The sequence below is a fragment of the Methanosarcina siciliae T4/M genome (assembly GCF_000970085.1).
GTDB lineage: Archaea > Halobacteriota > Methanosarcinia > Methanosarcinales > Methanosarcinaceae > Methanosarcina > Methanosarcina siciliae.
Genome location: NZ_CP009506.1, coordinates 1,985,418 through 2,012,282 on the forward strand (window position 1 = coordinate 1,985,418; position 26,865 = coordinate 2,012,282).

A 26,865-nucleotide genomic window follows, 5' to 3' on the forward strand; every position below is an offset into this window, starting at 1 on the left:
TTATTTTTACCTTTAAAATTATAAAAACTATTTTTCAAATCAGAAAATTAATTGATTATTTCAAATTAGAGAGTTAGACAAGTAATTTTAATTAAGGCCACCATCGAGATACGTCTTCTATAGCCTGAGAAATTTCAAACAGAGTTTCATCTTCACTCAAGTCAATTATAATCGGGATTAATGCAATAATGTCAATAAGTAAATTACTTCGAGTACGTTCTCTTAGAACTTGAATTGTTTTTCTCCAACAAAAATAAAGATTATTTATTGAAAAATTCCTCATGCGTGATAACATAATGTGGAATAACTCAGCTCTTCTATAATCATCTTGCTTGAAGATTGAGTTAAGGGCTTTTTCCACCGCTTCTTCTTTCCTTTGCCCATCCAAATAAGGAAAAATAGCGAAAAGTACCTCTGCTCTATAGTAATCAATCTCAATCTGGGAGGCTAAATCAAGGGCTATTCCCATCACTTCTTCTTTTTTTTGCCCATCCAAATTTGGAATAATAAAGGAAAGTGCCTGTGCTCTATCTGAATCTTCTTCAATCTTGGAAGCTATGTTAAGAGTTTTTTCTATCAGTTTTTCTTTTTTTCGTCCATTAAAATAAGGAATAGTAGAGGAAAGCGCCTGTGCTCTATCAGAGTCCTTTTTAATCTTAGAGGCTGCATCAAGAGCTAGTTCAACAACTTCTTCTTTTCTTTGACCATAAAAATAAGGAACAATAGAGGAAAGTACATTTGCTCTATAATTTTCGTTTTTAATCTTGGAAGCTATATCAAGGACTTTTTCCATCATTTCATCTTTTCTTTGACCATCCAAATAAGGAACCAGAGATAAAAGTGCCTGTGCACTATCATAAGCATGTGCACTATCATAACTATATTTAATCTTGGAGATTGCATCAAGAGCTGTTTTAAATACTTCTTCCTTTTTCTTCCCCTCAAAATAAAAAACAATATCAGTAAGTGCCTGCGCTCTATAATATTCGTTTTTAATCTTGGAAGCTACATCAAAGACTTTTTCCATCATTTCTTCTTTTCTTTGCTCATGCAAGAATGGAACAATAGAGGAAAGTGCCTTTACTTTTTTTGAATCATTTTTTATCTTGGAGACTGCGTCGAGGGCTTTTTCTATCACTTCTTCGTTTCTTTTCACATCCAAATATGGAATAATAGATAAAAGTGCCTGTGCTCTATCTGAATAAGTTTCAATCTTGAAAGCTATATCAAGGACTTTTTCCATCATTTTTTCTTTTATTTGCCCATCGAGATTAGGCAAAACAGCAGAAAGTGCCTCCTCTCTAAAATAATCATCTTTAATTTTGGAGACTGAATCGAGGACTTTTTTAATCACCTCTTCTTTTCTTTGCTCACCCAAATGAGGAACAATAGCTAAAAGTAATAGTACTTGTTCATAATTATTTTCAATCTTTGATGCTGCATCAAGAGCTTTTTCCATCACTTCTTCTTTTCTTTGTCCATCCAAATAAGGAATAATAGAAAAAAGTACCTGTGCTCTATGAGATTCATTGTCAATCTTAGAGGCTATATCTAGAATTTTTATAATCACTTCTTGTTTTCTTTGTCCATACAAATTAAGGACAATTGAGGAAATTACTTGTGCTCTTATATAATCATCTTTAATCTTGAAGGTTATATCAAGAACCTTTTCCAGTACCTCTTCTTTTCTTTTAACATCAAAATAAGAAACAATTGAAGAAAGTGTCTCTTCTCTTGCATAACCATCTTGAATATCGAAGGTTACCTTAAGAGCTTCTTCCACAAATTTTTCATTTCTTTTCCCATCAAAATAAGAAATAATAGCTAAAAGTACCTTTTCTTTATAATAATTATCATTAATCTTGGAGATTACATCAAGGGCTTTATCCATCAATTCTTCTTTTACTTTCATATTCAAATTAAGAAGAATAGCTGAAAGTACATACTCTCTGTCATAATTATTTTCAATCTGGAAGGCTATATCAAGGGCTTTTTCCATAAGTTCTTCTTTACTTTGCCCATCAAAACAAGGAGCAAGAGATGAAAGTGCTTTTGCTCTTGTGTAATCATTTTCAATCTTGGAGGCTGCATCGAGGGCTTTTTCAATTACTTCTTCTTTTCTTTTTCCATCCAGATAAGGAACAACAGATGAAAGTGCCTCTACTCTAAAATCATTTTCAATCTTTGATGCTGCATCGAGGGCTTTTTCAATTACTTCTTCTTTTCTTTTTCCATCCAAATAAGGAACAACAGATGAAAGTGCTTTTGCTCTTGTGTAATCATTTTCAATCTTTGATGCTGCATCAAGGGCTTTTTCAATTACTTCTTCTTTTCTTTTTCCATCCAAATAAGGAATAATAAATGAAAGTGCCTCTACTCTTGTATAATCATCTTGAATCTTGGAGGCTGCATCAATAGCTTTTTCCAGTATTTCTTCTTTTCTTTGACTGCTAAAATAAGGAAGCAGAGATGAAAGTGCTTTTACTCTACAAGAATTATCTTGAATCTTAGAGACTATATCAAGAGCTTTTTCCATTAAAATTTCTTTTCTTTGTCCATCCAAATTAGAAATAAAAACAGAGAGTATTTTTGATCTTTTATATTCATCTTGAATCTTGGAAGCTATGTCAAGAGTTTTTTCCATCATTTCTTCTTTTTTTTGCCTATCCAAATTTGGAACAATAACTGAAAGTGCTTGTACTCTATCATAATTATTTTCAATCTTTGATACTGCATCGAGGGCTTTTTCAATTACTTCTTCTTTTCTTTTTCCATCCAAATAAGGAAGCAGAGATGAAAGTGCCTTTACTCTTGTGTAATCATATTGAACCTTGGAGACTGCATCAAAAATTATTTCCATCACTTCTTTTCTTTGCCCATCCAAATAAGGAACAATAGCAGAAAGTGCCTCCACTCTAAAATAATCATCTTGAATCTTGGAAGCTATGTCAAGAGTTTTTTCCATCATTTTTTCTTTTCTTTGCCCATCCAAATTTGGAACAATAACTGAAAGTGCTTTTGTTATTCCATAAACAGATTGAATCTTTGAAGCTGCATCAAGGGCATTTCCCAAAATATCCATTTTTATGGATTCATATTTTGTTTTTTGACAAATTGAGATCAATTTAATTATTCTTTTATAAGGGTCAGGTTCCTTTTGTGCGTATATAAATGCCTTAGCTTCAGTCCATCTATTAGTATCAAGAAATGCGACCAGTAATTCTACAGGAATGTTTGCTGACAAACTGTTTATTGAGGTATAAATAAGAGCATAACGGATTTCCAGTCCAATAATAGAAGCTTTACCCGTTTGTTCTATTTGGCTTTCTGAATGTTTTTCGGATAAATTCCATGCTCTCATAACATCTTCAATAAAATTTGCATTTTGTCCTAAGGATTCAAGGGTTTCATACCATCCGTTTTTTCCTTCTTCAGTTTCCTCAATTAGTAATTTGTGAATATTTTCAATCTGACCTGCTTTTTCCATATGCCAAGTGAGATGGCTGTGGATGTAGGCATCGTCTATTAGAGTATGCCACATTCCTTTTTTCTGTGTTTTTGATGAATAACGGTCTAATAAAGAAGCATGTGCTTCGTTAAGTTTCCATCCTAATCCTGGAATATCTGTAGCTTTGTTGGTAAGAGGTGAGAGTGTTAAGTAATAACGAGCAGTATCATGAAAAAGGTCATGGACTCGATATGTTTTTAGTCTTTCACTCCCAAATTGAACTTCTAAATCTTGTATAAGCAGACCCTCTTCCCAAAGAATTTCAAGCATTTCTCCAGCTTCTTTGGTGTCTGTATCCCATAAGGTGGAAGCCATTCTTTTATTTATTTTAATGTCTTCAGGCAGAACTCCAAGCCAGATAAAGTCCTCATATGCTTCCACATCAAAGGATCTGAGAGCTCTTAAACTCAGGTTTAAAGATGCTTTGAGACTTAAGGATGCTTCGAGACTTTCTTCTCTTTTCATTAGTCTTCGTGGGCTTTCTAAAATACTAAGGCGGGCAATTTCTTCTTCAAGGGCTTCATGTAGCTCTATCCAGGAATAGTCCCTCATTCTTCTTTTGGCTGCCAAATTTAGAGCTAATGGAAGATGACCAACATCTTTGGCGACTTTAAGGGCATTCTCTTTTTCGTTATCATTCCACCGATCTTTTAGAATATTCTTGAAGAGCTCAAGAGATTGTTCCTCAGTCATCACATTCAAAGAGTAGCATTTTGCACCAAGCTCTTCGGCTATGTAAGTTTTTCTTGTTGTTATTATAGTCTGGCAGTTAGATCCACCTACTAAAAAAGGTTTTACATCACTGGTATCCCAAGCATCATCTATGACCAAAAGAATATGTTTTTCGTAAAGAAGTGTTCTCAAATGGTTTGATGCCGCTTCAATTGTAGTATGATTTGATCGATAGTCTCCAAGATCTTGTATCCAGCTGTTTAGCAAATATAACTTTTCAGGTTCCTGACCCAAAGTAACCCAAAGTATTCCATCTGAAAAGTATTTTTGAACTTCTTCATCATGGGTTAGAACAATTGTTAGAGTTGTTTTTCCAATACCTCCTAGTCCCTGTATGGCAGTAATGGCAAGTATCCCCTTTGGATTGCTACCATTGAGGAGGCGGCTTTTAACCTCTTGTTTTACTTCAGGTAGATCTACAGCATCTTCTGTCAGTGATGGAACTTGAAAAGGCACTATATAAGGAGCACCTGAAGAATATACATTATGAATGTTCTGAACACCTATTTGTGTAACATCTGAAATACTAGAACCATTTGTAGCTACAATTTTCTCTTTCACTGAGTTTTCTTCAGTTTCTGGCATTCTGGGTCTGCCTCACTCCTTTGATAGAGCTATTATTTGTGGCAATGACCTCTTGGCGTACATTACTTATTGCGTTTTGTTCCACGTCCTCTATCTTTGAATTACTGTTAGCTAATACCCTCTGTATCACGCTGTCTTGCATCATAGTTTCAATCTCTCTAGCTAAATCAGGATCATTTTCAAGAGTTTTTTGAACTTCCTGAGTAAAATTCTGCTTCACCTCTACATCAGTGGGTAAAATTACCATATCTCCTGCAGCTTCTTTTAATTCAGGTTGCTCTTTAGAGTACAATTTTCCCCAAAGACTCTTTCCCTTTTCCCAAACATTAGATCCTACTTTTTTAACAGCTTCCTCAGCCGCTTTTTTTGTTCCTGCTATTATGTAAGGAACTAAGGGTTCAAGGAATTTTGTGACTGATTGCGCCAGTTGCCATAATGAATCCTGTTGCATCATTATTTCACACCTTTCTGAAAAAAATTATCTTTTCATAAGAAACTTATAGGATTTATCATTTAAGATCAAAACTTAAGTATAAAATACATTATGGTTTAATTTTGTATTTTAAATAGTTAAAAGACTTATTACTTAATTCGTGGTTAGATTGCATAGATCCTATATCATTTTTATATAGTTTTTGGAAATTATATATAGATACAATAAAGATATTAAGATTAATAAGACCTTCAAAAATTAAGTTTGCATAACTTTTATAAACCCAGATAAAAAACTTAAATCATTATTATACAGATCTCATTAAAAATGAAAGTTAATTTTATTAGGCAATTTCTTAAAAAAACGGGTTGTAAATAAACTCTGTACTAGCTTAAAAAATCTCGATTTTTTATTGATAAAAAAATAAAAATATGTAGTTCGTTTTTAGTTGGACAATTTTTAAAAGAATAGGTTGTGCAAATACTATACAAAACAGCGTTGCATTTTTTTGACTTACCTATATCCCCCTCATTTAGTGCGGGGATATAGGTATCTTCAAAAAACGCAACGCATGTGTGAAGATGATGCACAACCTCTTATCTTAGAAAACTGCCTTGAATAAAAATTACACCATTTTTTAAATAAAAGTTGAATAAAAAAGTCTTTTTTTGTACATCCTTTAGTAGAGATTTGTAGAGATAATGCACAAAATTTTTTAGAGTTGCCCCATCTCATCTTAATTTATGTTTGAGCTCATCCCAAAACCCAGTTTTAATCTCAATTCTCAGAATTATTCCAGTTTTATTTCATAATCAGAAGCTCGATTTTCCACTTAAATATGAGATTCAAAGAGCAAATTTTGAATTTTGGGATCGGCTCATAGTTTTTATCTTAAACCTAGCAACGAAGTCTATCGTGTATCATTTTTCAGTTCCTCAAGCTGTCTCTTACAAGAATTAATTAATTCTTGTTCCCCATGTTCTTGAGCAATTTTCAGTGCTTTTTCATGACACTCAATTGCTTTTCTCGACTCTCCAAGATCATTATATGCTAGACCCATATCTCCAAGGTTATCTACTTCTTTTCGCCAGTACCCAAGTTCTTGAGCAATTTTCAGTGCCTTTTCATGACATTCAATTGCTTTTCTCGACTCTCCAAGATTATTATATGCTAGACCCATATCTCCAAGGTTATTTACTTCTTTTCGCCGGTACCCAAGTTCTTGAGCAATTTTCTGTGCCTTTTCATGACACTCAATTGCTTTTCTCGACTCTCCAAGATCATTATATGCTTTCCCCAGATATCCAAGAGTATCCCCTTCATTTCGCCGCTGCCCAATTTCTTGATAAATTTTCAGTGCCTTTTCATATTTTTCAATTGCTTTTCTCGATTCTCCACTATTACGGTATGCCATCGCTGTACCCCTAAAAATCGCAGCATGAATTTCGTCTTCTACTTCCCTAACAAAAGGATTTATAGCAAATTGTTCTATCATTAAATTAAAAGATTTTAATATAGTATCTAATATGGTATCATTATCAAATTCAAAATGGAGATTCTCACGAAGGATGTTGTCAACCTGATCGTATTCTTCTGCCATATTTGCATGGTATAAGGCTTCAAACGCAAGATCATTATATTCTTTTTCTCCAAGCTCATCTGTAATTAGGAAACGGTAATATTCCATTGCAAGTTTATGGACTTCTTTTTTATTTTTTAGATCAATATAAGAAAATTTTTCTACTTGATTTTGAAGCCAGTACCTCCCTTTATGGTCAGTTTCCAATAATGATTTGTCTATCAAATTGTCTACAGCATCTATGGCCGTCTTATCTGTAAACATAATTTTAATTGCATTCATAGTTTCAGCCCGACGATAGACTGATATGCGCTCTAATAGCTCCTTTTCGTTCCCCGCCAATTTATCAAACATTTTTCTGGTTTTCTTGATTGTGCTTTCTTTGAGGTCTCTATATCGAGTCAGATCGTTTAATGTATCAGATACTCCAAACTTTTTAACAAGGCCTACTAAAAGCTTTAGTGCCAGAGGATGCCCATCTACGTCCTTAGCTAGTATTTTTAATTCGTCAAGCGTTAAACTATCAAGTCCATTTTTGGCGAGATAATCAACTGCAAAATCCGTTCTCAACCCATTGAGATGCTGTTTCTCCTCCTCCTCAACTACGTCGATAAGACTTTCTCCATTTTTAAAATTGGGAAGAACACGGCTTGTGATAATGATCTTTGCATTATGGGTACGGTATCGTAAAGAAGAAAAAAGAAGTTCAATTCCCTTATCATTAAATTTTGTATTTTCAAGTATAATGCTCAAATCATCAAAAAAGAGCCAGATTTCGCTTCTGTCATTGAGCACGCCTGTGAACTTATCCACATCATTTTTTCCGGGTTCTCTCCTGTCTGATTTAAATTCTGTAATTTCAGGAGCTCTCATATATGCTGCAAGTTCTTCAAGGATATCATCCAGTTTTGCGTCCTGGTTATCATAAAAGCTAAACCAAAAAGGTTCTGGGACATTTATAGGTCTGAGATCAACAAGAGCTCTTGCAAGCGTAGTTTTCCCCACACCTCCAATACCACTAATAAGTAAAATGTTGTGTTTTTCAAGATATGTAAGGGCGTTTCTTAACTCATCAGCCCTGTTATTAGTAACGAATTCCTTTAACCTTTCAGGATAAGCTGGAAGAGCTGAAGAATTATATCGGCTCATAATTTCGTGGTTTTCTGCTTCTTTTCTTCTTTCATCCAGATATTCAATGATTTTGATATACTCATCACCAGAAGGAGTTTCAATATTGAAAAATGTATTATAGTTTCCCAAGGCGAGATGATTAATATTCTCCACGTTGAGATTTATAGTAAGATCAATTTTCCTTGCTAGATCTCGGTCTTCACTTAGCAATTTCAAGATTCCTTGTTGAAGCTCTTCTTTTGCTGTTGTGTCTTCTGAGTTTTTGGACAATTTCTCAAGGGCTATTTCTATGGGTTTGCTCTTTTTTGACCTTATTTTATCAAACACAACTTTAGCTTTATTTAAAGATTTAGAGCCCAATTTTTCGATACCTTTCTCAAGAAGCATATCGTGAACTTTCGCTGTTACAACATCTCTTTCCGCATAAATGAACGGCAGGGCAGGAGCGAGAACATCTGTTGCTTGATGAGCAAGAGAGATTGGATCCATAAAACTCCTCAGATTTTTCTTTAATATTGGAAGCTGGTAAAATAAGTTTTATTATTTAATACGGTCAGAAATGAATTTTTGGTTTTATTCTCCAGAATATCTGTTAATTGTTTAACTAACGGGCTCTGTAGAAGTCCTTATTTTGATGTAAATTATTTCTTCAACATTTTGTTTGGTTACCCACTAACAGTTTAATTTTTATTTCTTTGACTTGTTCATAGAACTTTCTTGCCCTTAGTACTTCCCAAGACTTCTTTTTGACAACAGAAAATGTTGTTTCCGCTAGATTCCGTTTATTTTTTGTATTTTACTGTAAATTTTACATTTTCTCATGATATCGTTTTACTATTTTACTGTAAAATTTACAATTTCTCTTGATACCTTTTTACTATTTTACTGTAAAATTTACAATTTCTCTTGATATCGTTTTACTATTTTACCTGTAAAATTTACATTTTTTACAATTTACAGTAAAAACATACACATTTTACTTTTGACTTGAAACCAATGCCTCCCACTTATTTACTCTTTCCAGAACATGAGCATTGAGAGTAAAGGGTTTATCTGACTTGGCATTTTGCTTCATATAATGTAAAGTACCTTTAGAAAATCCTAACTTCTTCCAGTCAACATAAGAAATATTGAGAATCTTTTGCCTTATGTCATAAGAATCAATTCTCTCAATTTCATACTCAGGCTTAACGAAATTCAGTTTTTCCTTTTTACTTGTAAGGTAATGGGCTAATTCCCTTACCTTCAGAAAGATAACATAACTCCAAGTGCTTTCTTTTCCCTGGTAACTTACCTTTTTATTCAGCATATTGGAAAACTCATTAACAATCTTCCTAGCTCCTGTAGGCTTCAGCCTGAGATTGTAATTTTCTGTCCTTATGAAATCTTTACTTTCCATAGCTCCACTTTCAACCAGGCTGATAACTGCCAGATCCACAAGAAACCTGAAAGGCTCCTGAAGGTCATACGCTAAGCTGTTTTTGCTTGGTGTCATTTCATGCAAAAACCCTACATGAGCATCCAGACCCACAGTATTTATGACTCTCAGGCATTCAGATTCAAGCAGAGAATAGCCATAATTGAGCATAGTGTTTACCATATCCCCTGAACCCATAGCTCTTCTGAACTGGTCTATCCTGTTACAGAAATCATATTCTTTTGGAACAGCCTTTGAAAACTCTATCCAGTATTTACCGGCTAAAGTTCCCTCTATTCCCAAAATTTCCCTGGTACTCTTTACATCTTTTAGTTTTGTGAGTCCCTCTGAAATATCAAATTCAATTTCAGGATACCTTTGGCTCAAAAAATCAAGAACAGTCTTAGACTTGTCAAATTTAGCCTCAATAAAATTCTTTGCTATCTCAAGCCTTGCTTCCTTATCCTCAAAAGCATGGTACTGAGCAAACTTTGTTTTTACGTTGGTACTTTCAGGAGGAAGCATTGTTGTTAAAAGTTTGCCATCCCAATTAAGAATTGAGATCTGGACATTATGCTTAATAAGCCATCTAACAGCCTCTAAGGTAAGGTTCCCACTCTTACCATAAATGATAATGCTGTCAATATCAATCCTTTTTGGAGAAAATATGTATTCTTGAGGCTCTTCTGTAGTTGAAAACCTTCCATCTTTAATATGAAGCTTGGCTCCATCAACATGCATATTTATGCCGTGCCCATTCAAAAGAAGAAGTCTCACCAAGAATCGTCAACCTCCTTCTTTCCTTTAGTATAAGGATTTTCATGCAAGCCCAAATTAATTAGAGCTTGAGTTCGTATGTTAGAAACAAACCGTAATGCGTTGTCTTTTCCTTCTATTGCTAACTCTTCTTCCAGTTTGTAAAGTTCTTCCCTGTGTTCCTCAATAAGATTGGCTGTATATTCTGTATTGTAAACATTTTCTACAGAAAATGGATCTTTCAGGGTTCTTGCATCTTCCATAAACCTTTCAATTACGGCTTTATGTCCATAATGCCCAAGAAGATAGATGATGTGAGTTCTAAGGTTTACATGGGTTGAAACAGGAACTGGATATTTGTCTAGCAATTTTACTAACAAGTCAATTGTTTTTGCTTTATTCGTGGGCTCAATACATTTTTTCAAAATATATGTGTATAATAAAAGTAATAGCGTATTAGCAAGGTCATCATCTATAGTGCCCTTATCAATACCCTTATCAAATTGCTTTACTACTAGATCCAATTGTTCAGGAGTTAAAACATATACTTGCTCATAAAGGGCAATCTCTTTTAAAGCCATTTTTTGCTTAATAGGCTCCTCTGAAGCAAGCCTTTTTAAAATCTTATCCATATGCTCCTTTATTTTGGATATATTTTTCAAGGTAAGATAACTAGCTCTTTTATCAGCATCTTCTATTCCTAATTTTCCAAAATCGGAGTGTTTAAGACTTATAATTATACCGTGATTAATCAAATTATCCAGTTTACGGTTTATACTCTTGAGACTATATCCCCTTTCATTTTTGTGTGCTTTCATTAGGTCTTCTATGAGTTGCCGCCTTCTTACATACCCTTTTTGGGCAAGATAATTCTTTATTTCGGTATCAAAATCATACTCTTTCTTCTTCATATTAATCCCAAGTATATATAAAATATACATCAAACTTGTACTTAAAGTTATACTCAATTTTGTACATAAGTGTGATGGATCATATTGTTTATTGTGAGTTACATGACCACAAAAGACAGAGTTTTAATTACACTGTCTCCTTACCTTAAGGAGAAATTGGAACAGAAAGCAGAAGAATACGGATGCTCTCAGGCTGAAGTTATGAGAACAGCTTTTATCAGAATGATGGAGGCTGACAGATGAGCAGACCAAGGTTTTCCAAAGACTACAGGACTTATGGAGAATGGCTCAAGGCTCAGCCCAGGGATACAAAATATGCTAAGGAAATCATTAGGAAACACAAGTTTTTCCCTGATAAAAGCCTCAGCCAGCTTAGAAACCTAAAGATACGAGATTTTGACCTTAGCCAGACAGCGTGGAAAACTCTTTCATCCCAAGATAAGAGAGATAGAAACCTATCTCTCCAAATTTTAAGGGAAATGAGAAAAGGGGAAAACCTTTCTTCCGTACTTGAAAAAATAGGCAAAAGGACAGAATTTGCAGTCAAGCATCTTGGAAAGAACCTGTATAAATCAGGAGGAACTTGGAAGGTTACAAAAGCCGATACTATCCAGGCTGAAATGAGGATCTACTCCACCGAAGGACAAAAAACGATTGTTACAGCCAGTTTTAAGGATAGATCTTTGATTGGAGAATACTTCTCCAATGTTGACAAGGCAATAAAATACAATGATCCTTCTGTTCTTGCCAAATTCAAGGATATTCAAATAGTGGATGCTGAAGGCAAAGTCCACCACTTTGAAACTGACCTTGATAAGCTCTATGAGATAAGGGAAGCCGAGGAAGAACCAGAATTTTTTGAACTCTATCAGCACTGAGGAGATGAAACTATGGACAAGGAAACATATAAAAAAACTTTGAACAAGCAGAAGAGAGAAGGAAAATCCTCTCTTTGCTGTGTTGTTTGCGGGGAGGATGACCCAGATGTTATTGAAATGCATCATCCATACGGAAGGAGTAATTCAGACGTGGTTAAACCTCTATGTAAAAATCATCACACCAAGATAACACGGGAACAGAATAAGTTACCCCCAAAAGCCAGATCTGGAAATGCCTCTCCTGAACAGAAGAGAGCTTTTCAGTTAGTTTCTATTGGTGCCTTGCTTACAGAATTAGGAACTCAGTTAATTGATCTTGGAAATGAGATGGTGCAAAATGTCTAAAGTTGCAGTTAGGGGATATACTCAGAGACTTGAGAAAAAAGGAGAGCATAGGAGCTTTAGGCGTTATGATACTCCTCTCAGGCATAACAGGGTACTGGTCTTTGATACTGAAACCACAACCGACCAATATCAAAATTTAAAGATAGGATACTTCCAGATCTACCAGGATGGAGTTATTCAGCATGATGGTTTATTCTATGATCCATCTACCCTGAATGAAAGGGAAGTAAAGATACTGGAAGCCTATTCAAGAAAACATAACATAAGCCTGTATTCCCTGGATGAGTTCATAGACAATGTATTTTATCCTGAAGTCTTTGGGCTTAAAACCCTCTGCAATGGGTATAACCTGGCTTTTGACATAAGCCGGATAGCAAAAAGGTCAGGAGATTCAAGGGGAAGGAACAGAGGAGGCTTTACCCTTACCCTCTCAGATGACCCTTTCAACCCTCCTGTAATTGTCAGGAAGCTGGGATACTCTAATAGCTTCAAGTTTACCACCACCAAGCAGAACAAAGGAGAATGCTATTTTTCAGGTTATTTCTTGGATACTCAAAGGCTGGCTGAAGTTCTCCTTCAATCAAACCATATTTCCCTCGAAAGAGCAGGAGAGAAGCTTAATACGCCTGTTCAGAAGATGAAAGGAGTTGAGCATGGAAAAGTTACTGAAAAGTATATTGATTATCTGGTAAAGGATGTTGAAACTACCCAAGCTGTTTATGAGAAGCTTGTTAAGGAGCTTGATGTTTATCAGATCCACATACCCATAACAAAGATCTTTAGTTCTGCTTCTATTGGGAAACATGCTCTTGAGCAGTTAGGGGTTAAGACATTTTTGGAACTGAACACAGATTTTCCAGATTCAGCCATTGGAAACATAATGACTTCCTATTTTGGGGGAAGAACAGAATGCAAGATCAGGAAGAAACCTACAAAGGTTACAGTTCTTGATTTTACAAGTATGTACCCTACAGTTACAATGTTAATGAACCTCTGGAAATACATCATAGCTGAAAGCCTGGAAATTCAGGACATTACAGAGGAAGTCAAGAGATTTATTTCAAAACTGAAGCTTTCAGACCTTCAGAAACAGGATACATGGAAAAAGCTTGTTGTTATGGTCAAGATTCAACCTGAGAATGATATTTTACCTGTAAGGATGGATTACAAGGGTAATAATACAGGCTTTAACGTAGGAATCAATTATCTGAGTTCTGGTTCTGAGATGTGGTATTCTTTACCGGATGTTGTAGGCTCATATCTCCTTACTGGCAAGGTTCCAAAGATCATAGAGGCTGTAAAATTCATTCCTGAAGGAGTACAGAAGGGGTTAAGGAAATCTGGGGTTCTTGGAATTGATATTGATCCCTTAAAGGATAATGTTGTTCAGGTTCTTGTAGAAGAGAGGCAGAAGATTAAGCAGGAATTGAAAAACACAGAGGGGAATGATCCTGAATATCAGCATCTATCAAGCAGAGCCCAGGCTATCAAGATTCTTGTAAATGCTCTCAGTTATGGAATCTTTATTGAGCTTAACCCAGAAGAGAAGAAAAGTGAGTTTCAGGTTTATGGGCTTGATAACTTTGTTACTAAGGAAAACAGGTTTGAGAAGTCAGGAAAGTATTTTCATCCTCTCTTAGCTGTTATGATTACTTCAGGAGCTAGGCTTTTCTTAACAATGGCTGAAGCCATGTTAAAAGAGCTTGGGGCTATTCATGCCTATATGGACACTGATTCTGTGTTTGTTCCTCCTGAAAAGGCTCAGGAGCTTTCAGAGTTCTTTCAGCCTCTTAACCCCTATAACATTGATATTCCATTGCTAAAGCCTGAGAAAAAAGATCTCTGGTTTTATGGGATTGCTTCCAAAAGGTATGCCCTGTACTACTATGAGAATGGAAAAATCAGGTTCATGGAAGATGAAAGGTCTTACAAGCTTCATGGGCTTGGGCATTTAACAAACCCTTTTCCTAACTCAGTTGAAGATTGGCAGGCTGAAATCTGGGAAGATATTCTTAAACTGCATTATGAGCAGGTTACTGAAAGGGATATTGAAGAGAAGTATTCTAACCTTTATGCTATTTCCAGGCTTACTGTTAGTACTTCCAATGTGTTAAGCAGGTTTAAGAAACTGAATGAAGGGAGACGCTGGAAAGAACAGATTAAGCCTTTTAACTTCTTCCTTGTAGGATTTCAGGCAATTGAAGAAAACAACAAAGCTGTTAAGCCTCTTGCACCATTTACTAAGGATTATCAGAAGATAGTTTATGAGCCGTTTATTGATTATGAATCAGGAGGAGTTAAGGAAGGATCTCAATATTTTAAGCCATTGAGCAGGACAATTTTACAGTATGTTGAACATCTTGAAAATAAGTTTGATGGGGAAATAGGAGTCTTAAAGAGAAAGCATATTCAGGCTGATGGATTGGTTTACATTGGGAAAGAAGCCAATAATATTGAGGATCAGCCTTTAGATGTAACCAAGTCTCAGGTTTTCATTAATGAGGAAGAGATTAAACAGAAGCTTTTGGCTTTAACTCCTGAAGAGGCAAGGAAATTAGGGATTAAACATAGAAGTACATTGAAGAGAATGAAAGATAGAGTTAAGAGAGATAGCAAAATAAACTTGGGCACAAAAGAAGTAAAGAAACTAAGTTTATCTTTTTGAAAAATAATTCTGATTTATTGGTTCAAAACATAACCTGCGAAACCAATAACTCCCACTATTACTACAAACCAAGCTAGTATTCCAAAGGCGCCGAAACTCACATCTGAAAAATGTTGAGCCATTACAATGAATGCGCTGACTAAAAAAATAACTCCATAAGTTGGAATTCCTAAGTATGGAGATTTATCACTCATATTTATCAGAATATTATTAGGCTTCATACTTATTAAATGTTTTTACAACATGAACTGTAATTGAATAATCGTTAATCATAACTAACCAAAACGAAAAAACAATTAATGTGTTACATTAATTAGTAAAACTAAACCCTTGGAATTTGATAGTTTACGTCAACAAATAAATTACCATCTTGGAATTTAGTTATACAAACTTTTCCTGTGGAAGAAAACAATTAAGCCTCATTTGATATACTTAGTAGTTTATTGCATTGACCTTCTAATATGATAAGAGCTTGTCTTGTTGCTTCTAATCTTTTCCAACGACAGTCCATTCCTGGACGCACATCTTCAATTAATAGTTTAAGCGGTTCTAAATGATATGTAAAGTTAGGATCATCTAACTTTTTGAGGAAATCTGAATAGTTTATACAGTGGTACTTGTCGCTTTCACTAGTAACAGTAAATAATTCACCAATTACTTTTTGCTGTAATCTAAATACTTGAGTGTCTTTGCCTGCACAATGTTCTTCCTGAGGAAATCGGCCAAGAGCACCTTCAACCAACCTTATGGCTTTAAAGAAATCATCTTTTTCCTTTTGGGATTCAAATAATTCGAAGTTCAATTTATTCTTAAGCATTTGAATCCAAGCAAAATACTGACCAAACAGAAAAATAGTGCTATTCATAAAATAATCATAAGAAATTGCCCAATTCGGATTAACTTGTTCATTGCAATTTTTACTTAGAGCAAGATATCCTTCATAATCTAATATGTTCTTCAATCTGCCCTTTAGATCAATAACTGTTAGCAAGATAGGATTTGCCCAACTTGTAACTTCTTGTCGTATTCGCTCCCTTTTTTCACGTTCTTCCACTATTCTCACATTATCAAGCATTTCTCGGCGTTTTACAAAACGATAAGTCAACCAACTTATGATAAATGCTGAGAAATTTCCTAAGAAAAATGATGTTAATGGACCCTGTTCAGTAAAATATTGGTTGAACAAGTTCATACCTCCTTGTAATAATATTATATTAGCTCAGTATAAAAGAGAGCCTGTTTCAAAAATCCTAGTTTTTCTTTTTTTGGCTAAAATGGAATAACAATAAAAGTTCTACTTGACTAGGTTTTACTAGACCAGATATTCGTTAAGTGATGTAAGAGCGGGTTTTGAAACAAACTTATCATAAAAATTTAATTTGTTAAACCGAATCTATAGAAATAGGGTGATTTTTTTAGTGAGCAACTTTCAAAAAATATGGGCTATTCGTAACTTTTGCATTAGAACATAAAAATTATTGATTATTTGATTTTTTATAAGTAATATATAGATTTTTAGCACTAAAACATTTCCAAAAATATACTATTGAAGATTATCAACTTGGACAAAAAATAGAAATATTTATTAAGCTGGTTTTATGAAAACGTTGATTTTTAGTTAGGGCAACTTTTGAAACTAAAACGGTTGTGCATTATCTTCACAATAGCGTTGCGTTTTTTCAAGTTACCTATATCCCCCTCATTTAGTGCGAGGGATGGAATTCGAACCCGCTAAATCTCTATTTCAGATCCCGAGGCTTGTAAAAAGGAGGTTTGCCGAATTTTCCAGTCTCTCAAGTCTATTGCAGCAAGCTCACATAAACAAAAAGAACGAGTTTGTGTTATCTGTTTATTTACTCATCTTTCAAACATAGAGTGAAAACGCAATCATGCGACTGTGTAACTATAAATTTTATAAATAACTGGTTCTATTGATAGCGAATTCTCATGACTTTTGTATATTTTTATGTTTTAAATTCGATATGAGTAGAGCCCACGCTACTTTACAATATTTTAAAGTTGGTAATACATTTCAAGTTCAAATCACTGGCATTTTTGTAGTAATTTATCATATATTCTGGCAATTTAGCAGAGTTATTAGTGCCAATATGTCCCAAATTTTAAGTCAATTGTCCTAAATCCTTCTTTCGGCAGGTAACTTGTTTTTTTCGGAATATTTTTACTGATAGCGTTTTTGCTGAAAAATACATTATATCTGATACTAAACATTATTGCAAAAATGGTTCATTGTTTATATATGCCGTGAGATCTGAGTTATATGTTAACCAGTTTTAAACCAATTACAGATTTATAGGATGAATGGAAAACACAATCAGTAAAAATGCTCAAAATCTAATGTCGACCTGCCGAATGTAGGCTAAATAGGAACAAAGCAATGAATTTAACCTCATCCAAACATAGCAAATATTTTCATTTAATGATCAGTAGGACCAGTTTTCTAATTATCGAATATTAGGTACTACGATTTTCGATAACGTGAGACCCATTCACCCAACATCTTTGAAAGATCAGTTTTAGTATTGTTATTACCAGTATTGTGTAACTATAACTATCTATTTTCTCACTCAAAAATTCCCAGTTCCTTCATAAGTTCTTCCGAATACTCAGTCACTGCCCCCGGTTTTGATGCAATATAAGTCCCAAGCATGCTGGCAACTGAAGCTGCATTTGAAACTCCGTACCCTGAAAGATAGCATAAAGGAATCCGGCAGAAAAAGCATCTCCTGCCCCTACAGTATCTGCAACTTCTACGGGTGTGATTTTTTAAGGAGAGGCTTTTTACTTAGAAGAAAATGGGTTTCCGTATCTCCGACTTTTTCAAACCCAAGTTTGTTGTAGAATTTTTGAGCTATATAATTTACTTTCAATACCCTGAGAGTTACTTCTTTTTTTGCCTTTTGAGCATCGACGATAATATCTGAAAAAATTAAAGTTCCTATTCCTTTACTCTGATATTCTGGCAGTATTAGAATCTCATCAATAATAATGGATGTTTCATTTCTACTGAAAGCAAAAGTGCCAACATTTTTGTCCTTTACAACGATAATTTGGTGTTCTATAGCTTTGAGTTCCCTGCTGAAAAAAAGTCTTTGAACATCTTCATCCCAGCTACCCCACGTTTTTATTACATAATCTTTCATGGTAGTCTTTTTCAAGTCATAAATAAAATCATAGTCTTCCTGCGTTGCTTTTCTTAAACTATACATGTATTCACCCCTTCCTAGCTGGCATGTGGCCGGAAGAATAAAACCTTGTCAGAAGAATAAACTCTGATCGGAAGAATAAATCAGAAAACCGGCTGGTATTTAGTCGTCTCACTGATAATCTTATGAAATCACGAGAACATAACCTCAAATTTTCAGTTTGGAAACTAAGTATTTCTAACAACGAAAACTGTTGAACTTATATTTGAATCTTTTTAAGTCGGGATTTCAGCTCAAAATTGGAAGCTTTTGGACATCTTATAAGGCTTGTTAGCGAAAACCAGGCTTTGGCCGTTGAAGCTCTGAATACGAATGGTTTGGAAAAACAGTTTTGAAAACAGGGCAGTTTGAACCGTCTTCCAGGCCTTATGGGGTTGTGGATACCTTAAGTCCTCAATTTCTCCCTAAGTTCTTCCGAATACTCCGGCACCGACCCCGGTTTTGATGCAACATAAGTCCCGAGCATGCTGGCGACTGATGCGGCTTTTGAAACTCCGTACCCTGAAAGAAAGGTATACAGGAATCCGGCAGAAAAAGCATCCCCTGCTCCTACGGTATCTGCAACTTCTACGGGTGTGGTTTTTATTTCCTCATAGACTCCATCCTGATAGACAGCTGCTCCCTCAGGTCCTTTTGTTATGCAGATTACGGAGATTTTCGGGTACTTATCCGTAAGCAGGCGGCAGAGAGTTCTACAGGTATACGTGGTGCCGAAAAGCATACCGGAAATTTGTGCTGCCTCTCCTTCATTCATTTTGAGGATTGTGCAGTGCTCAAGGGAAGATAAGATCCATTCCTTTCTGTAAAATCCGGCTCTCAGGTTTACATCGTAGAAAAAGTGTTTTGCCTTTATTTCCGGGAGCAGCCTTTTCAGCGTCTTCCTGTTTTCTTCCGACCTCTGGGCAAGGGTCCCGAAACAGAAAACGTCCCACTCTTCAGCTGTAAGGGCTTCAAATTCTCTTTCATCCGGGGTAATCGCGTCCCAGGCTACGCCTTCATTGATTGTGAAAATGGGGATTCCTTCGGCTTGCAGTTCTACGGTTACGGTTCCTGTCGGCCTCTTTTCGTCGATCAGGATGTACGAAGTGTCAACTCCCATCTCTTCAGCCCTTGAAAGCAGAATTTTGCCAAGCTCGTCCTTTCCGACTGCGGTGAGTACAGCCGGTTTTGCTCCCAGTTTTGCGAGGTGGGCTGCAAGGTTAAGAGGGGCACCTCCGAGATGGGCGGTGCTTTTGATGATATCAAAAAGGGCTTCTCCGAAGGTGAGAGCTTTCATATTATTAACTGGTTTTACAGCTTTATTTCTGTTTTGCACTTTTCTGTTTTGCACTTTTCTGTTTTGCATTTTCGGATACAGGTTCTTTTGCTTCAGATATTTTTGCGCTTTAAGGTGAACACTCCCGCAAGCAGCGCCAGAAGAGCAAATAAAGTTCCGGGGCCCGGACTTTCGGGGTTCTGAGCATCAGCTTCTCCTTTCAGGCCGACGGTGTCCTGTCCGTCCTGCGGGAATTGCTGGGCTTTGTCCTGATTTGCCTCCTGGTTCTGTCCGGTTTGCACCGTACCCTGCTTTGAGACTGAGATGAAGCCTGTGTCAGGTACCCTGTCGTAAATCGTTCTTCCGAATTTGTCGGGGTCGATGTGAACCTGGCCGATTCCGGTCTTTACTTCGTCTCCTGAAAGCCATTCCCTGCTCTGGTCGGTAAGGGGGATGTCGGCTTTGCTTGGCACAAGAGCCGTTTCAACGTAGATGTCCATATTGCCTTCATCTTGCAGGAAGTCAAGGGGAATGCTCAGGTACATACGGTTTCCTTTCATGCTGATCAGATGCCCGGCACCCCTTACGCCGTAAGTCCCGTCCACGTCCCCGAAAATGTCCGCATCCAGTTTTCCGTTGTAAAGGGAGTACACGAGCATATATTCGGGAAGGGGAGTTACCCCCTGGTCGGTATCGAAAAATATGGTAGTAATCGCCCCGTCGTCAAGTTCTAGTTCGGAGTATTCAATTGTCAGCAGCATGATATTGTCTGAGTATCCTGCTTCAACCAGGGTGAGGTCGTCTCCGTCATAGCCAAAGCCTGTAGAGTCCCCGGCAGGATCGTTGATCTCTAGGGGATTTTCGGTATATGTCAGCAGGGGACTTAAGCTTCCGGTCCCGGTATCCAGCGCTCCTTTCCCAAAGTCAGGGACCTGTTCCATTTCTCCGGAAAGAGACCCATCGACCGTAAAGGAGTCAACAACGAGGTTAACTTTGCCGTCATCATAACCTAGAAGCCCTAAAGGAAGCCTCAGAAATACCTGGTTTCCGGAGGGTATGAACATTGCGTCGTTGTAGGGTACACCCAGGGAAATACCTCCTGTTTCCGTATATCCTATCCGGGTCAGGTCTGATTCTTCATTTTTTATCTTCAGGCTCGCATCCGTACCCAGCATGGGACCGATAGTATAATCAATGCGGTAATCTATTCCAAAAGAAGGAGGTGCCTGTTCCGTATTAGTAAAGCCTGTTGCTATATTCTGGTCCGAATCGATGAAAATCCAGCCGTTTATGTCTTCTCCGTAAAAGCCGCTTCCGGACTCAACATCATTCTCATAAGTTAACAGCAGGTCAAGGACTCCATCATGTGCCATGATATCAATCTCTGTAATGTCCGCACCCTCAGAATCCCCTGCTTGATCCTGAAAACTTCCATCAAGACTCCCTGTCAGGCCTGGAATGCTAAGTTCTCCTGTTTTTGTGTTCAGGACTCCATAATCAGGCGCCCGGTCAAAAAAGAGAGCTTTTATAAGTTCGGAATGGCTGGTAACAAAAAGATCCATGTCCCCATCGTCGTTTCCAAGCATACTGAGAGGAAGCGTAATAAATAATTTGTTTCCGGAAATAGAAAGTGTGGTTTCGCTTACAGGATCGTCGTTTAATTCAGCAGAGATAATCGGGTCGGAATAAATTATGCTCATAACACTGAAGGTGTAAACGTAGTCTGCCCCTATCCCTTTATTGTACCCTGTCCCGGAGTTTTTATCGGTATCAATAAAAACTGCCCCTGAACAGTCTTTTCCCTCGAGGCTTTCTGCAAAGCTGATTTCGGCATAAAGATAACCGTCTCTGACCTCACAGGCAAGCTCTGTAATATCAGGATAAGCAAAATCCCCCATCGGATCCGTTACACCTGCAGCCTGAACCGAAGCTGAGCCTTGAATTAAAAACAGAAGTGAAAATGCAAAAAGTACATAATTTTTTGTCCGGTAAGCTCTCATTTTCAACCCTCATTATCTCTTACTTCATATTTTCCGATTTACTGCTATTATTGATATTTGTAAAATTTAGCCGTGGTTAAAATTTACTTTTCCGTACAATTTTTCCTACTTTACGCACTATTTTGGCAGTGTACCAAAAGTTCTGTAAAATATGATTGACTCTATATCCTTTTTTTTCACCACAAAAAAACAGGATACAGAGTCAATGGTAGATTTATTCTCACTCATAAAAGATTATCTTGTCGATCAGGAAGGTAGAATTCGCCAGTTAATTACGTGGTTTTTAAACGTTTTAATGGAGGAGGAAGCCCTCCTCGAAGTCTCCTGACCAAGTATGGTGAACTTGAATTATTAAAGCCTCAATTCCGTGAGTTTCCCTTTGAAACTCAGGTATTTGAGAAATATTCCAGAGTTGAAACGGCTATCTTATCCGCTGTAGCGGAATCTTACCTGCAGGGTGTTTCTACCCGAAGGGTGGATAAGATCATGACTTCGTTTGGAATTAAAGGAATATCAACCTCTTCAGTTTTCAGGATTACAAAAGAGCTTGATGGAAAAGTTTCTGAATTCCTGTCAAAGCCAATAGAGCACGAAATTCCTTATCGTATGCGTGTTTTTCAGCAAAAACACTATCAGTAAAAATATTCTGAAAAAACAAGTTACCTGCCGAAAGCAGTTTATAAGGTTTGAGCAGTTTGTAAGGTTTGGTTAGTGTTTACTATTTATCAATTAATGTGTTCAGTTAATTAATGTGTTCAGTTACAATTGCGTGGTCAATAGTTTCCTGCCGAGAGGGGACGGAAATAATTTTTGTAGCATCAGTTACCATTCCCTCTGATCCTTTATTATTTATTTTTTTAGCAGGAACGCCTGCTATTGAAATCCCTTTTTCATAAAAGGATTTATTGACTACGGAATTTGCCCCTATTGCAATATGATCTGCAATTTCAATATTTCCAAAGATTTTGGCTCCAGGACCGATATATACATCGTTTCCTATTTTTGGTGCTAGAAAATCGTATTCTCTGCCAGATCCTATATTGGTGCAGGCGTGTATTCTGCAGTTCTCTCCAACTCTGGCATCTTTATTTACAACAATTGTTCCTCTATGAGCTATGCATAATCCTGGCCCAAAAACATTTAGCGGAATGCTGTATCCGAAATGGATGCTCATTCTATGCAATCTAAATAATACATAGTTCAAATATAGTTTATGAAGAAAGGATTTTTGGCAGTTATTATAATACTCGGCCTTTCTTAATAACCTCTGAAATTTCCATATATCATCGCCAATTAATTTAGGTTTTTTATAGTTTTTTCCTAAAGCTATTCTGTCTGCTTCAAGATATAAATCATAATCTTTTTTTGATTTAATGGTAATAGGTATCCCTCACTCATGATTATTGGTACAGCTTGAAGTCTTACGCTGCTTTCTCAGTTAACTAAATAAGCTCAAATGTAAAAATCGAAATAATGCTTAAATCCATTTTAGTCTCACTCATTGAGAATTCTAATATCTTTTATACAAATCCGTAATAAATATTCAATCTAGTATGTGTGATTTAATTAAGACTGAAATATTGGCAAATTATTCTTATTTTCTATGGCGTGGAAACCACCTTTTTGAGGACTGTCTCTCAGTTTGCAGTTTCTATCAACTAATCTTTATGATTATGCATTCAAATTTTGGTCAATGTTTGTGTGTTATATGAGTAACTACATATAAGTATTTTTACAATAGATTATTTGTTTAAAACCTTTATAAAATATATTTATATATTGAGCTCATCCCAAATCTTCTTTTTCTTTCTATTTCTTGTGTTTACTGGTATGTTGGACTTTATTCCTCTTTTCCTGTTATAGTTTCTAATTTTAACTGTGTCATACATTCCATCAGCTGTCACTTTGGAAGGCCTGTTTACAGACCTTCCTTCAGGTCTCTTATAATCCGTTGTAACAACATACAAAGTTTCATTCATTAATTTCCTCATATTCGAACGAGGTCTTCTTGTATGTGGTTTCTATAGAGGAAGGTAATGTTCTATGAATTCCCATAGAACAACATCTATCTCATGGGAATACATGGTTCTAAAATTATAATTTCAATTGGATATTTATTTTGGGATAGACTCATTATATAACCCCGATCTCAAGGTCAAAACATGCTAATCGGAAGCAGGGTTTGACAGCCTTGAAAATTCTCAAGGCCAGCATAGCCATGCTTCCGGCACAAGAAGGGTTCAAAACTGTTTGGGAGGACTAGTTTGAACTCCAAAAGCTAATTTTGATAACTTCTTTATAAGTTTTCTGTCCATAGTCTCTAACAATCAGGATTAAGGAATAGTTACATGCCTGAAATAAGCCAGTAAAAAATCAGTTAGAGATATCTGGAGGAAACTACATGTAGAACATTCCAGAAGTGATCGACCTTATACCTGCTTCAACCCGATGCAACGAAGGAAGAGAAAAAAAGAGTTTCATCCATATTTTTCTATCAAAGTCTCGTATGAAGGATTTATGCTGTAAATTATACTTCTTCCACTTCTTGTTTCATCTATGAGACCTGTTTCCTTAAGATTTTTCACATACCAGCTGATCGTGGCCCTGGAAACTCCGATTTCACGCGCAAGATCCAGGTTTGTGTTACATTTACCGTTCTGTATTTCTGAAATTATTCTTTGATTCGTGGAATTTTGAAGCGCAGAAACAACTTTTTTCTCTCCTTCACCATAAGTTGAATTGTTCTGGAAATATCTAGTTTTCCCGGATTCACTGTAGGCTTCTATCTTGTGATGGGCTTTCAGGATCTTGATGTGATAACGAACTGCTCCCCTGTTTAGTCCTGCTTTTTCTATAATTTCACCCAGGTAAGCTCCGGGTCTGGTTTTTATATATTCGTAGATTCTTGCGCGGTTAGAGTTCTCAAAGACATCTGCACACTCCGTAATCCGGAACCCTAGGATTGCGAAAAGAAACTTTGCAGGAAGGATCAGCATATCTACTACTGACAGTATGTTCATTACAGTTAACCAGAGTAGAAAATGCCAGTATGGTTCTATTGTGTCTTCAAGTAATACTACCTCTTCTCCGTTAACTGAAACTCCGGCCTGATCACTTGTACACGGGCTTACAATATATTCCGTAGCCCCGGCTGTAGTTGTTAAAAGAAAAAAGAGAAGGCAAATGGTAAGCTTTTTTCCAAACTTGGTGCCGGCAAAGATTAAACGTATAGCTTTCAGATTCACTGACCGACTCTCCGTAGACTTTAAATTGCCATTTCCCTGTTCCACGTATCCCTGATCTATAACTTCCTCAATCAATTCAATTACTATCTGCTTTGAACTCCAAGTCCCCTATTCTATAGATCCTACTACCACTATATTTTGAGAATTTCGAAACCATTTCCTTTTAGACCCGTATTTTCTGAGCAATGACCAGATTTCTCAGGTGTTTAACTTCACGGAAAATTCCTCCTACAGATGAAAAAAAGAAGGAACAGGACTACAGTAGTCCCTCTGAAGCCCGAAACCTGAAATACAGATCCTGAAGTTCCCTCATTTTCTGAATCAGAAGACGGATCAGAGGATGTTCCCGAAACTACTGATTTTTCAGGAGATGCAGAGGAGTTATCTTCCACGATAAGAACTTTGCTTGCTGACCTGTATCCTGTTTTGCTGGCATTTATCACATACCTGCCTGCAGCAGGACAGCTATAGTTCAGAATGCCTGAGTTGTTGGTAAAACCAATTTCTTGTTCGTCAAGGGTCAGAAGGGCATCTGCAACAGGTTCCGACATGCAACGAACTCTTAGCTCGCAGTTTTCTCCCTCTATGGGCGTCAAGAAATCAATGGAGAGAGGATCTTCATATCCTTCGAGTTCTATTACGAATAAACTTTTGAACCCGCCTTGAGACACAAGCAATCTGCTCCCATCAGGACTCCAGCCATTCCGATACCTATCTGCCAGAAACCTATAATTATTATCATCTTCAGTAAGTTGTATTTTTGTTGATCCGTCCGGGCTTGCAACAAAAACAGAAGCTGATGAAACAAAACTGATAAAGTCTCCTGAAGGGTGCCATTCATACTCGGTTATTGCTGATGCGATAAGGTTTTTTCCACTTCCATCAGGGTTTATTGTATAAAGGTTACTGTCCTGTGAATGTGTATAAGCTATTTTATCTCCTTTTGGGCTCCAGCTTGGATTGAAGACAATATATCCTGGAAACTCTTCAAGCACTTTTGCATTTTTTCCTGTAGAATCTGCCAGAAATATAGTGACTCCATCATAGTTTACAGTACTGAAAATCAGGCTTTTTCCATCCGGGCTGAAACTAAAAACATCATCACCCCTGGCAAAATCCGTTGAAAGTTGAACTTCATCAGTCCCATCGACCTTAATTGAATAGAGACCGAAAATTTCATCAATATAAAACACTCTGCTGTCATCAGGACTCCAGGCAATTGCTATCCCGTTATCCGTCAGTCTCTCATTCTCCGTTCCATTTTCGTTTATAATCCAGAGCCCGGTTTCTTCGTCTGTAGTCTGACCAGTTGTGCTGGTTATACTATATGCTATTTTTTTGCCATCATGACTCCAGAGTGCAGTCCGTACGCGATCAGATTCAGATGTATCTGTAAGTTTCCGGAGCACATAACCGTCCGGGTCAAGTAAGTATAATTGATAACTTAGAGGATGCTGATCCATTATTATAAGAGCCTTTGTGCCTTCCGGATTCCACTTAAGATTAGTTTGCCAATCAAGATCCAGAATATTTTCCCCAATTTCATCAACTGTCGTGTAATTACACTTACCTGCAGTCTTGATCAGTGTTTTATCGGGGTCTGCAAGCACATATAAGTCCCTTACTCTGGGAATACCTGTAATAATTCCGATTCGATTTCCATCCGGACTCCATCCCATCTCGTTCAGGCCCAGGGATTTTTCACCCGTATTGTTTGGAGTTGATACGATTTCCCGAATTCCGGTTCCATCTGCGTTTAGCATATAAATTGCATGAAGAGTAGCTCCATACTGAGAGTTGAGAGATGCTTTTACCAGCAATCTGCTACTATCGGGACTCCATGAGCCATAAAACAATGGTTGTTCTTTGATGCCGGTTTTCGAGGAATCTACAAGACTGTCAAAATAAGGAGTCACTATTTGTGATACAGGTATAATTTCTTCAACGCTTACATTGAGATTTTCGGATGAAGCTGCAAAACATGTGGATATGCTTGAAATTAGGAGGATTACGAATAGGCTTATTTTCAGTGTCCTTAGCATACAATCCCCTGCAAATGTAAAGTTTGTTTATTTTTCAACTGATTCTGAATATTATGAAGAAAATTAACTAAGGGGAGGGAATTTTTAAAGATACATCGAGTTACTCAGCCAGCATACTCAGAACCGGTAATCTGTGTACATCCTCCAACATCGTTCCAG

General features: G+C 36.7%; 19 protein-coding genes and 1 pseudogene. 5 read left to right on the top strand and 15 right to left on the bottom strand.

Features of this window, described 5'->3' with window-relative positions; translation table 11 throughout:
- Positions 1–91 precede the first annotated feature (91 nt).
- The 5 genes from MSSIT_RS21170 to MSSIT_RS08490 all read right to left on the bottom strand — a co-directional run bounded on the left by MSSIT_RS21170 (position 92) and on the right by MSSIT_RS08490 (position 11,052).
- A complete protein-coding gene (locus MSSIT_RS21170) occupies positions 92–4,825 on the bottom strand; it encodes an NB-ARC domain-containing protein (protein ID WP_052721575.1) in 4,734 nt (1,577 codons plus the stop codon).
- Positions 4,812–5,279, bottom strand: a complete 468-nt coding sequence (locus MSSIT_RS08475; RefSeq protein ID WP_048171627.1) for a hypothetical protein — start codon at positions 5,277–5,279, stop codon at positions 4,812–4,814. Before MSSIT_RS08475 ends, MSSIT_RS21170 begins: the two co-directional genes overlap by 14 nt.
- Before the next feature lie 889 nt (positions 5,280–6,168).
- Positions 6,169–8,457, bottom strand: coding sequence for a tetratricopeptide repeat protein (locus MSSIT_RS08480; protein ID WP_048171629.1), 2,289 nt, complete (start codon positions 8,455–8,457; stop codon positions 6,169–6,171).
- A 487-nt stretch (positions 8,458–8,944) separates the two neighbouring features.
- Positions 8,945–10,162 (bottom strand): CRISPR-associated endonuclease Cas1, encoded by a 1,218-nt coding sequence (cas1, locus tag MSSIT_RS08485; RefSeq protein WP_048174617.1) that lies wholly within the window; start codon positions 10,160–10,162, stop codon positions 8,945–8,947.
- The gene (locus MSSIT_RS08490) at positions 10,159–11,052 is read right to left on the bottom strand and encodes a hypothetical protein (protein ID WP_048171631.1); all 894 of its coding nucleotides are present in this window, start codon (positions 11,050–11,052) and stop codon (positions 10,159–10,161) included. The genes cas1 and MSSIT_RS08490 overlap by 4 nt, the downstream gene beginning before the upstream one ends.
- 102 nt (positions 11,053–11,154) lie before the next feature.
- Between MSSIT_RS08490 and MSSIT_RS24005 the strand changes: the two genes are divergently transcribed.
- From MSSIT_RS24005 to MSSIT_RS08505, 4 genes are read left to right on the top strand one after another with little or no spacing between them, the layout of a single operon-like run.
- Positions 11,155–11,295: a hypothetical protein gene (locus tag MSSIT_RS24005; RefSeq protein WP_197080347.1), complete on the top strand. Its 141-nt coding sequence runs from the start codon at positions 11,155–11,157 to the stop codon at positions 11,293–11,295.
- Positions 11,292–11,930 carry a hypothetical protein gene (locus MSSIT_RS08495; protein ID WP_048171634.1) on the top strand — a complete coding sequence of 213 codons (639 nt, stop codon included), beginning with the start codon at positions 11,292–11,294 and terminating at the stop codon, positions 11,928–11,930. Before MSSIT_RS24005 ends, MSSIT_RS08495 begins: the two co-directional genes overlap by 4 nt.
- 12 nt (positions 11,931–11,942) lie before the next feature.
- Positions 11,943–12,275, top strand: coding sequence for an HNH endonuclease (locus MSSIT_RS08500; protein WP_048171636.1), 333 nt, complete (start codon positions 11,943–11,945; stop codon positions 12,273–12,275).
- On the top strand, positions 12,268–14,940 hold the full coding sequence (locus MSSIT_RS08505; protein ID WP_048171638.1) for a DNA polymerase: 2,673 nt from the start codon (positions 12,268–12,270) through the stop codon (positions 14,938–14,940). Before MSSIT_RS08500 ends, MSSIT_RS08505 begins: the two co-directional genes overlap by 8 nt.
- Before the next feature lie 14 nt (positions 14,941–14,954).
- Here MSSIT_RS08505 and MSSIT_RS23065 read toward each other — a convergent pair whose 3' ends face one another.
- The 6 genes from MSSIT_RS23065 to MSSIT_RS08525 all read right to left on the bottom strand — a co-directional run bounded on the left by MSSIT_RS23065 (position 14,955) and on the right by MSSIT_RS08525 (position 21,419).
- Positions 14,955–15,161, bottom strand: coding sequence for a hypothetical protein (locus tag MSSIT_RS23065; RefSeq protein WP_156158822.1), 207 nt, complete (start codon positions 15,159–15,161; stop codon positions 14,955–14,957).
- Between the two features lie 191 nt (positions 15,162–15,352).
- The gene (locus MSSIT_RS08510; protein WP_156158823.1) at positions 15,353–16,126 is read right to left on the bottom strand and encodes a hypothetical protein; all 774 of its coding nucleotides are present in this window, start codon (positions 16,124–16,126) and stop codon (positions 15,353–15,355) included.
- Positions 16,127–17,568: 1,442 nt separating this feature from the next.
- Entirely contained in the window at positions 17,569–17,721 is a 153-nt protein-coding gene (locus tag MSSIT_RS25530) for a PfkB family carbohydrate kinase (protein WP_082089120.1), read from the bottom strand.
- Positions 17,709–18,167 carry a GNAT family N-acetyltransferase gene (locus tag MSSIT_RS08515; protein ID WP_048171642.1) on the bottom strand — a complete coding sequence of 153 codons (459 nt, stop codon included), beginning with the start codon at positions 18,165–18,167 and terminating at the stop codon, positions 17,709–17,711. Before MSSIT_RS08515 ends, MSSIT_RS25530 begins: the two co-directional genes overlap by 13 nt.
- Positions 18,168–18,549: 382 nt before the next feature.
- Positions 18,550–19,440, bottom strand: coding sequence for a carbohydrate kinase family protein (locus MSSIT_RS08520; protein WP_231590480.1), 891 nt, complete (start codon positions 19,438–19,440; stop codon positions 18,550–18,552).
- A 92-nt stretch (positions 19,441–19,532) separates the two neighbouring features.
- Positions 19,533–21,419: a hypothetical protein gene (locus MSSIT_RS08525; RefSeq protein WP_048171647.1), complete on the bottom strand. Its 1,887-nt coding sequence runs from the start codon at positions 21,417–21,419 to the stop codon at positions 19,533–19,535.
- 155 nt (positions 21,420–21,574) lie between these two features.
- On the opposite strand from MSSIT_RS08525, the pseudogene MSSIT_RS08530 reads away from it, so the two are divergent.
- Positions 21,575–22,022, top strand: a pseudogene (locus tag MSSIT_RS08530) (transposase); the annotation flags it as partial.
- Between the two features lie 139 nt (positions 22,023–22,161).
- Here MSSIT_RS08530 and MSSIT_RS08535 read toward each other — a convergent pair.
- The 4 genes from MSSIT_RS08535 to MSSIT_RS08550 all read right to left on the bottom strand — a co-directional run bounded on the left by MSSIT_RS08535 (position 22,162) and on the right by MSSIT_RS08550 (position 26,706).
- Positions 22,162–22,623: a serine O-acetyltransferase gene (locus tag MSSIT_RS08535; protein WP_231590481.1), complete on the bottom strand. Its 462-nt coding sequence runs from the start codon at positions 22,621–22,623 to the stop codon at positions 22,162–22,164.
- A gap of 568 nt (positions 22,624–23,191) precedes the next feature.
- The gene (locus MSSIT_RS08540) at positions 23,192–23,398 is read right to left on the bottom strand and encodes a hypothetical protein (protein ID WP_048171650.1); all 207 of its coding nucleotides are present in this window, start codon (positions 23,396–23,398) and stop codon (positions 23,192–23,194) included.
- Positions 23,399–23,896: 498 nt separating this feature from the next.
- A complete protein-coding gene (locus MSSIT_RS08545) occupies positions 23,897–24,664 on the bottom strand; it encodes a winged helix-turn-helix transcriptional regulator (protein ID WP_048174618.1) in 768 nt (255 codons plus the stop codon).
- 212 nt (positions 24,665–24,876) lie between these two features.
- Positions 24,877–26,706 (bottom strand): DUF5050 domain-containing protein, encoded by a 1,830-nt coding sequence (locus MSSIT_RS08550; protein ID WP_156158824.1) that lies wholly within the window; start codon positions 26,704–26,706, stop codon positions 24,877–24,879.
- Positions 26,707–26,865: the final 159 nt, after the last annotated feature.